Source organism: Streptomyces sp. MS191 (genome assembly GCF_008042125.1).
In the GTDB taxonomy this organism is placed as follows: Bacteria; Actinomycetota; Actinomycetes; order Streptomycetales; family Streptomycetaceae; genus Streptomyces.
On the sequence record NZ_RDBI01000065.1, the window covers coordinates 310,438 to 318,899 of the forward strand.

At 74.0% G+C, this 8,462-nt stretch carries 7 protein-coding genes; 5 read left to right on the top strand and 2 right to left on the bottom strand.

All coding sequences use genetic code 11. From position 1 onward, the window contains the following. Positions 1-30 precede the first annotated feature (30 nt). Positions 31-942, bottom strand: a complete 912-nt coding sequence (mmuM, locus tag EAO71_RS28255) for a homocysteine S-methyltransferase (protein ID WP_261992391.1) — start codon at positions 940-942, stop codon at positions 31-33. A gap of 11 nt (positions 943-953) precedes the next feature. Continuing rightward, entirely contained in the window at positions 954-1,877 is a 924-nt protein-coding gene (locus tag EAO71_RS28260) for an LLM class F420-dependent oxidoreductase (protein WP_147980637.1), read from the bottom strand. A gap of 248 nt (positions 1,878-2,125) precedes the next feature. Here EAO71_RS28260 and EAO71_RS28265 point away from each other — a divergent pair, with 248 nt between their 5' ends. The 5 genes from EAO71_RS28265 (at position 2,126) to meaB (ending at position 8,434) form a co-directional block, all read left to right on the top strand. Then, positions 2,126-2,326, top strand: a complete 201-nt coding sequence (locus EAO71_RS28265; protein ID WP_147980638.1) for a hypothetical protein — start codon at positions 2,126-2,128, stop codon at positions 2,324-2,326. A 427-nt stretch (positions 2,327-2,753) separates the two neighbouring features. Then, positions 2,754-3,311 carry a GNAT family N-acetyltransferase gene (locus EAO71_RS28275; RefSeq protein WP_147980640.1) on the top strand — a complete coding sequence of 186 codons (558 nt, stop codon included), beginning with the start codon at positions 2,754-2,756 and terminating at the stop codon, positions 3,309-3,311. 140 nt (positions 3,312-3,451) lie between these two features. Then, a complete protein-coding gene (locus EAO71_RS28280) occupies positions 3,452-5,269 on the top strand; it encodes a methylmalonyl-CoA mutase subunit beta (protein ID WP_147980641.1) in 1,818 nt (605 codons plus the stop codon). Then, positions 5,269-7,443 carry a methylmalonyl-CoA mutase gene (gene scpA, locus EAO71_RS28285; protein WP_147980642.1) on the top strand — a complete coding sequence of 725 codons (2,175 nt, stop codon included), beginning with the start codon at positions 5,269-5,271 and terminating at the stop codon, positions 7,441-7,443. The genes EAO71_RS28280 and scpA overlap by 1 nt, the downstream gene beginning before the upstream one ends. Before the next feature lie 4 nt (positions 7,444-7,447). Further along, positions 7,448-8,434 (top strand): methylmalonyl Co-A mutase-associated GTPase MeaB, encoded by a 987-nt coding sequence (meaB, locus tag EAO71_RS28290; RefSeq protein ID WP_147980643.1) that lies wholly within the window; start codon positions 7,448-7,450, stop codon positions 8,432-8,434. Positions 8,435-8,462: the final 28 nt, after the last annotated feature.

Genomic DNA, 8,462 nt, shown 5'->3' on the forward strand with positions numbered 1-8,462 from the left:
GGCCCGGGAAGGGCGGGGCGGCGCCCCGCCTCACTCGGCGGCGGTGACGGCCTCGGCCAGCGCGGTGATCCGGTCCGGGCCGATGCGGCAGCAGCCCCCGATCAACCGCGCCCCGACCGCCGGCCAGGCAGCCATCCGTGCCGGGTCGAAGGTGACGTCCCCGCGCCAGCCCCTCGCGCCGGCGTCCCACTCCTCCCCGCTGTTGGGGTAGACGACCACCGGCTTGCCGGTGACGTCCGCGGCCGTCCGCACCACCCGGTCCGCGTCGGCCGGCTCGCAGCAGTTGACCCCGACCGCGATCACCCGGTCGTCGCCCGCGGCGAGCGCGAACGCCTCCGAAAGCGGCTGTCCCGCCCGGGTCCGATCCCCCGCGATCGTGTACGAGAGCCACACCGGCACCCCGCACCCCTCGGCGGCCCGCAGCAAGGCCTCGGCCTCTTCCGTGTCCGGCACGGTCTCCAGCGCCAGCACGTCCGGACCGGCCGCCGCGAGCGCCTCGATCCGGGGCCGGTGGAACCGCTCCAGCTCCCGCACCGTGAGCCCGTACCTGCCCCGGTATTCGCTGCCGTCGGCGAGCACCGCCCCGTACGGGCCGACGGATCCGGCGACCCACACCTGCCGCCCCACCCGCGCCGCCGCGGCCCGGGCCAGCTCCACGCTCCGTCCGAACAGCCGCTCCGCCCCCGCCCGGTCCACGCCGCGCCGGGCGAAGCCCTCGAAGGATGCCTGGTAGCTGGCGGTGATCAGGACCTGCGCCCCGGCCCGCAGGTAGGCCGTGTGCGCCGCTTCGATCTGCTCCGGGCCGTCGGCGAGGAGCCGCGCGGACCAGAGCGCGTCGGAGAGGTCGCAGCCCTGGGCCTCCAGCTGGTTGGACAGTCCGCCGTCCAGGACGAGGACGTCCGTGGCCAGTGCCCTGGCGAGCGAGCGGTGGGGGGCCGTCACGACGTCCTCCCTCAGCCCAGCTGGGACTGGACCTGGGCGGAGATCAGCTCCAGGTGGTCCAGGTCGTCGAGGTCGAGGACCTGGAGGTACACCCGGGACGAGCCGATCGCCGCGTACCGCCCGATCTTGTCGACGACCTCGGCCGGTGAACCCGCCAGGCCGTTCGCCTTCAGCTCCTCCACCTCCCGTCCGATGGCCGCCGCCCGGCGGGCCACCTCCGCGTCGTCCCTGCCGACGCACACCACCAGCGCGTTCGAGTACACGAGGTCGTCGGCACGGCGGCCGGCGGCCTCGGCGGCGGTCCGGACGCGCCCGAACTGCCGCTCGCTCTCCTCCAGCGAGGCGAAGGGGATGTTGAACTCGTCGGCGTACCTCGCCGCCAGCCGAGGCGTACGGACCGCGCCGWGGCCGCCGATGAGGACCGGCACCCGGGACTGTGCCGGCTTCGGCAGGGCCGGCGAGTCCTGGAGCTGGTAGTGCGTCCCCTCGAAGGAGAACGTCTTGCCGACCTCGGTGCCCCACAGGCCGGTGACGATCGCCAGCTGCTCCTCGAGCCGGGCGAACTTCTCCTTCGGGAACGGGATGCCGTACGCCCGGTGCTCCTCCTCGAACCAGCCCGCCCCCAGGCCCAGTTCGACCCGGCCGCCGGACATCTGGTCGACCTGCGCCACCTGGATGGCGAGGACACCGGGGAGACGGAAGGTGCCGGCGGTCATCAACGTGCCGAGGCGGATCCGGCTGGTCTCCCGCGCGAGCCCGGCCAACGTGATCCAGGCGTCCGTCGGCCCGGGCAGCCCGTCGGCGGAGCCCATGCTGACGTAGTGGTCGGAACGGAAGAAGGCGTCGAAGCCGAGGTCCTCGGTGGCCTTGGCGACCGTGAGCAAGGTGTCGTAGCCGGCCCCCTGCTGGGGCTCGGTGAAGATTCGAAGATCCATACCTCCATCCTGCACCGCACGGGCGCCGTCAACCTCTCCGTCACCCCCGGGGCCGCACCGGCTCGGTCGGGTGAATATCCCGCCCCCTGGCGGGGGGCGTTCTGCCAGGCCAGTGACCGTGGCCGGGCACCTGTCGTTGGCTCGGGCGGAGCCGGACCGCCCGGCCCGCGCGCCGGCGGCCGCTGCCGGTGCGTGTTCTTCCAGCGACCCCTCCCGCGCCGGGAGCGGGTCCGGCCGAGGAGGCCGCCATGTCCCAGGAAGCCGTGCCGCAGCGGGCGCTGTCCGAGCAGCAGGTGCCCCAGCAGCCCGTACCCGAGCAGAAGGGGTCCGGCGCCCCCAGGGGTCTGCTGCAGCAGATGGAGGAGCTGATGGCGGCCCTCACCGCCGACCTCTCACAGCTCGACGCGGACCTCCAGTCCTCGGCGGACCGCCACGACGACGCCGGCTGACCCCGTCCCGGCCGCCCACGCGCCGCGCGGCGGAGGTTTCCCCCCTCCGCCCACGCGCGGCCCCGCTTCGGCAGGCGCCGGACCCCTTCTGCTCGGGTACGGGCTGCTGGGGCACCTGCTGCTCGGACAGCGCCCGCTGCGGCACGGCTTCCTGGGACATGGCGGCCTCCTCGGCCGGACCCGCTCCCGGCGCGGGAGGGGTCGCTGGCGGGAATCCCCCGGCCCCGCCGGCGGACCGCCGTCGTCATCGGCTTCCCCGACAGCCGCACCTGAGCGCCCGGGCACCCCGTGGCGCAGGCCCGGGCGCGGGATCCCTCGTGCCCGGTGTCCCGCCGTGCGGGCGGCCCGGCGCGCCTCCCGAGGCACGAGGCCGACCACCGGCCGGTGTGCGACGTCGATCGACCCTCACGACAGAAGGACACGGTTCATGGACATCACCACAGTGGTCTATCCGGGCGAGGCGGCGCTCCGTCTCGTCGACGAGTTCGACCACCTGCGCCGGCTCGCCGCCCGGGGACGGGTGCCCGAGCAGGACGACCGGCACGCCCGGGAGTTGCGGGCCCGGATCGCCGAGGAGGCGCGGACAMCCGGTTTCCTGGCGGTGACGGCGCGGGCGGACAGCCTGCTGTGCAGGTTCGGCGCGGCCACCCGCACCCCGGTGCCGTACGCCGGCGGACTGCTGCCGGGGGACCACCGCGCGCAGGAGTGGCTCGCCGGAGCCGTGCACGTCGCCGACCTGGTGGTCGCCCCGGCGGCCCGGGGCCGCGGCGTGGCCACGCGGATCCTGGACACGCTGACGGTGCCGGCGCTCGACGACCGGGTGTGGGTGGCGCCCGATCACCGCGACGGAGCGGCGCTGGCCTTCTTCCGCCACCGGGGCTGGCGGCAGACCGTGTTCCCCGGTCCGGGGGCGGGCTCGTCGCGGGCGCTGTTCCTCGGGCCGCGTCATCCGTCGCTCGCCGGGAAGCCCGTGATGGGCTGCTGAGGTGTGCCACCGCCCGGTCCGCGAGCGGCGGACCGGGCGACCAGCACGGAGGCGGTTCGCGATCAAGAGCGACCCGGGGAGGTCAAGGTCACAGCTGATCACCCTGCTGCTCCTTTGTGCACCTGGCCTAGCATCCGCACATGACTGTGCTGCCTGAGGACGGCCTCGTGCTGGCCGCCGACTTCCCCGCAGCGACCCATGCGCAGTGGCAGCGCCTCGTGGCGGGCGTACTGAGCAGGTCGGGCAAGGACGTCCCCGATACCGAAGCCGAGGAGGCGCTGTCCACGGCGCTGGAGGACGGCCTGCGGGCCCGTCCGCTGTACACCGCGGACAGCCCCGCCGCCGATGCCGGCCTGCCCGGGTTCGCCCCGTTCGTCCGGGGCGGGCGGGCCGAGGGCAACACCGCCGGCGGCTGGGACGTGCGCCAGCGCCACCGGGCCGCCGATCCCGAGGCCGTCCTCACGGACCTGGAGAACGGCGTCACGTCCCTGTGGCTGTCCGTGGGTCCGGCCGGCATTCCGGTGACGGAGCTGGACCGGGCGCTCCGGGGCGTCTACCTCGACCTGGCCCCGATGGTCCTGGACGCCGGGGCCGAGACGGCGGCCGCGGCGCAGGAGCTGCTCGGCCTGTACACGAGCCGCGGTGTCGCCCCCGAGGCGGCGCGCGGCAACCTGGGCGCCGACCCGCTCGGCACGGAGGCCCGCACCGGCTCCGCCTACGACGGCGACGGCTTCGCCGCCACGGTCGCGCTCGCGCGGCTGAGCGCCGAGTCGTACCCGGGGCTGCGCGCCCTGACGGTGGACGCCCTGCCGTACCACGAGGCCGGTGGTTCGGCGGCGCAGGAGCTGGGCAGCTCCCTCGCCACCGGCGTCGCCTACCTGCGGGCCCTCACCAACGGCGGCCTCACGATCGAGCAGGCGCTGGGACAGCTGGAGTTCCGCTACGCGGCCACCGGCGACCAGTTCCTCACGATCGCCAAGCTGCGGGCCGCCCGCCGGTTGTGGGCGCGTGTCGCCGAGGCGTGCGGATCGCCCGCGGCGGGCGCCCAGCTCCAGCACGCGGTGACCTCGCCGGTCATGATGTCCGCGCGCGACCCGTGGGTGAACATGCTGCGGACGACGGTCGCGACCCTCGCCGCCGGAGTCGGCGGCGCCGAGTCGGTCACCGTCCTCACCTTCGACCACGCGCTGGGCATGCCGGACGCCTTCGCCCGCCGGGTCGCCCGCAACACCTCGAGCATCCTCATCGAGGAGTCCCACCTGGCGCGGGTGATCGACCCGGCCGGCGGCTCCTGGTACGTGGAAGCCCTGACCGACGAACTCGCCCAGGCCGCCTGGGACTTCTTCCAGGAGATCGAGCGGACCGGCGGCCAGGCGGCCGCCCTGCGCTCGGGCACGCTGAAGGAGCGGCTCGCCGCGAACTGGGCCGAGCGCTCCAAGGCGCTGGCCAAGCGCCGCGAACCGGTCACCGGCGTCAGCGAGTTCCCGCACCTGGCGGAGAAGCCGGTGCTGCGCGAGCCCGCGCCCGCCGAACCGGACGGTGGCCTGCCCCGGGTACGGCGCGACGAGGCCTACGAGGCGCTGCGCGCCCGCTCCGACGCCCACCTGGCGGCGACCGGCTCCCGGCCGCGCGTCCACCTGGTGGCCCTCGGTCCGGCCGCCGCGCACACCGCCCGGCTGACGTTCGCCGCGAACCTCTACCAGGCGGGTGGCATCGAGCCCGTCACCGACGGGTCCTTCGAGGAGAGCGGCGCCACGGAGGCCTGCCTCTGCTCCAGCGACGCCCTGTACGAGGAGCGGGCCGAGACCGAGGCGGCCGCCCTGCGCGCCGCCGGCGCCCGGCACGTGACCCTCGCCGGCCGGCCCGGCTCGTACGCCGGCGTCGACAGCCACGTCTTCGCGGGATGCGACGCGATCGCCGTCCTCTCCGCCACCCTCGACCGCATGGGAGTGTCCTGATGGGAATCCCCGACTTCACCGGGATCGACCTCGGATCCCCGTCCCCGGCCGGCAGTGCCGAGGAGTGGCGCGCCGCCGTCAAGCGCGCGTCCGGCGGGGACGACCTGCTCTGGGAGACGCCCGAGGGCATCGCGGTCAAGCCGCTGTACACCGGCCGTGACCTGGAGGACGTCGACTTCCTCGGTACGTACCCGGGCATGGCGCCGTACCTGCGCGGCCCGTACCCGACGATGTACGTCAACCAGCCGTGGACCATCCGCCAGTACGCCGGCTTCTCGACCGCCGAGGAGTCCAACGCCTTCTACCGGCGCAATCTGGCCGCCGGCCAGAAGGGCCTGTCGGTCGCCTTCGACCTGCCGACGCACCGCGGCTACGACAGCGACCACCCGCGCGTGACCGGCGACGTCGGTATGGCCGGCGTGGCCATCGACTCGATCTACGACATGCGCCAGCTCTTCGACGGCATCCCGCTGGACAAGATGTCGGTGTCGATGACGATGAACGGCGCCGTGCTGCCCGTCCTCGCCCTCTACATCGTGGCGGCGGAGGAGCAGGGCGTCTCCCCCGACAAGCTCGCCGGGACCATCCAGAACGACATCCTCAAGGAGTTCATGGTCCGCAACACCTACATCTACCCGCCGAAGCCGTCGATGCGGATCATCTCCGACATCTTCGCCTTCACCTCGCAGCACATGCCGCGCTACAACTCCATCTCCATCTCGGGCTACCACATCCAGGAGGCGGGTGCGACGGCCGACCTGGAGCTGGCGTACACGCTGGCGGACGGGGTCGAGTACATCCGGGCCGGACGCGAAGCGGGCCTGGACGTGGACGCGTTCGCGCCGCGCCTGTCGTTCTTCTGGGCGATCGGCATGAACTTCTTCATGGAGGTCGCCAAGCTGCGCGCGGCCCGCCTGCTGTGGGCCAAGCTGGTCCGGGAGTTCGACCCGAAGAACGCCAAGTCGCTGTCGCTGCGCACCCATTCCCAGACCTCGGGCTGGTCGCTGACCGCGCAGGACGTCTTCAACAACGTCACGCGGACGTGTGTGGAGGCGATGGCGGCCACCCAGGGCCACACCCAGTCGCTGCACACCAACGCCCTCGACGAGGCGCTCGCGCTGCCGACGGACTTCTCCGCCCGCATCGCCCGCAACACGCAGCTCCTCATCCAGCAGGAGTCGGGCACCACCCGGGTCATCGACCCCTGGGGCGGCAGCGCCTACGTGGAGCGGCTGACCTACGACCTGGCGCGCCGGGCCTGGCAGCACATCCAGGAGGTCGAGGCGGCCGGCGGCATGGCGCAGGCCATCGACGCGGGCATCCCGAAGCTCCGGGTCGAGGAGGCCGCGGCCCGGACCCAGGCCCGGATCGACTCCGGCCGTCAGCCGGTCATCGGTGTGAACAAGTACCGCGTGGACGGCGACGAGCAGATCGACGTCCTGAAGGTCGACAACTCCTCCGTCCGCGCGCAGCAGATCGAGAAGCTGCGACGGCTGCGCGCGGAGCGCGACGAGCGGGCCTGCCAGGACGCGCTGGAGGACCTCACCCGGGCGGCGGGCGGTGAAGGCAACCTCCTGGAGCTGGCCGTGCGGGCGGCCCGGGCGAAGGCCACCGTCGGCGAGATCTCGGACGCCCTGGAGAAGGTGTACGGGCGCCACGCGGGCCAGATCCGTACGATCTCCGGCGTGTACCGCAACGAAGCAGGCGAGTCCCCGTCCGTGGACTCCACCCGCGCGCTGGTGGACTCCTTCGAGGAGGCCGAGGGCCGGCGCCCCCGCATCCTGGTCGCCAAGATGGGGCAGGACGGCCACGACCGCGGCCAGAAGGTGATCGCGACCGCCTTCGCCGACCTGGGCTTCGACGTCGACGTCGGCCCGCTGTTCCAGACCCCGGCCGAGGTGGCCCGGCAGGCCGTCGAGGCGGACGTGCACATCGTGGGCGTCTCGTCGCTGGCGGCCGGTCACCTCACGCTCGTCCCCGCGCTGCGGGACGAGCTCGCCGCGGAGGGCCGGGAGGACATCATGGTCGTGGTCGGCGGTGTCATCCCGCCCCAGGACGTGCCCACCCTCCTGGAGATGGGCGCCGCCGCGGTCTTCCCGCCCGGCACCGTCATCCCGGACGCGGCCGCGGACCTGGTGCGCCGGCTCGGCGCCGACCTGGGGCACGATCTCTGACCCCATGGCCATCGACATCGACACCTACGAGAAGGGTGTACGGGACGGGAAGCGCGCCCTCGTGGCACGCGCCATCACCCTCGTCGAGTCCACCCGGCCCGACCACCGGGCCCTGGCCCAGGAGCTGCTGACCCGGCTGCTGCCGCACAGCGGCCGGGCGCGGCGGATCGGGATCAGCGGCGTGCCCGGGGTGGGCAAGTCGACCTTCATCGACGCCTTCGGCACCATGCTGACGGGCCTCGGGCACCGGGTGGCGGTCCTCGCCGTCGACCCGTCGTCCACGCGCACGGGCGGCTCGATCCTCGGTGACAAGACGCGGATGGAGCGCCTGGCGGTGGACCCGTCGGCCTTCGTCCGCCCCTCCCCCAGCGCCGGCACGCTCGGCGGCGTCGCCAAGGCGACCCGCGAGTCGATCGTGGTGATGGAGGCCGCCGGCTACGACGTGGTCCTGGTGGAGACGGTCGGCGTCGGCCAGTCGGAGACGGCCGTCGCCAACATGGTCGACTCCTTCCTGCTCCTGACCCTGGCCCGCACGGGCGACCAGCTCCAGGGCATCAAGAAGGGCGTCCTGGAACTCGCCGACGTGGTGGCGGTGAACAAGGCGGACGGCCCGCACGAGACCGACGCCCGCGCCGCCGCCCGCGAACTCGCCGGCGCGCTCCGGCTGATGCACGGCCGCGAGGCGGTCTGGACACCACCGGTCCTCAGCTGCAGCGCCCGCGAGTCGACCGGCCTCGACGAGGTGTGGGGGCGACTGGAGAAGCACCGCTCGCTGCTCGACGCGGCCGGCCGTCTGGACGCGCGGCGCCGCGACCAGCAGGTCGACTGGGCCTGGACGATGGTCCGCGACGAACTGCTCGCGCGGCTGCACGCCGACCCGGCCGTACGGGCGCTCACCCCGGAGGTCGAACGGCAGGTCCGGGCAGGCGAGTTGACCGCGACCCGGGCGGCGGAGCGCATCCTGGGGGTGCTCGGGGACGGGAAGGGCTGAGGCGTCCGCGCGTCCCCAGGCGTGGGGC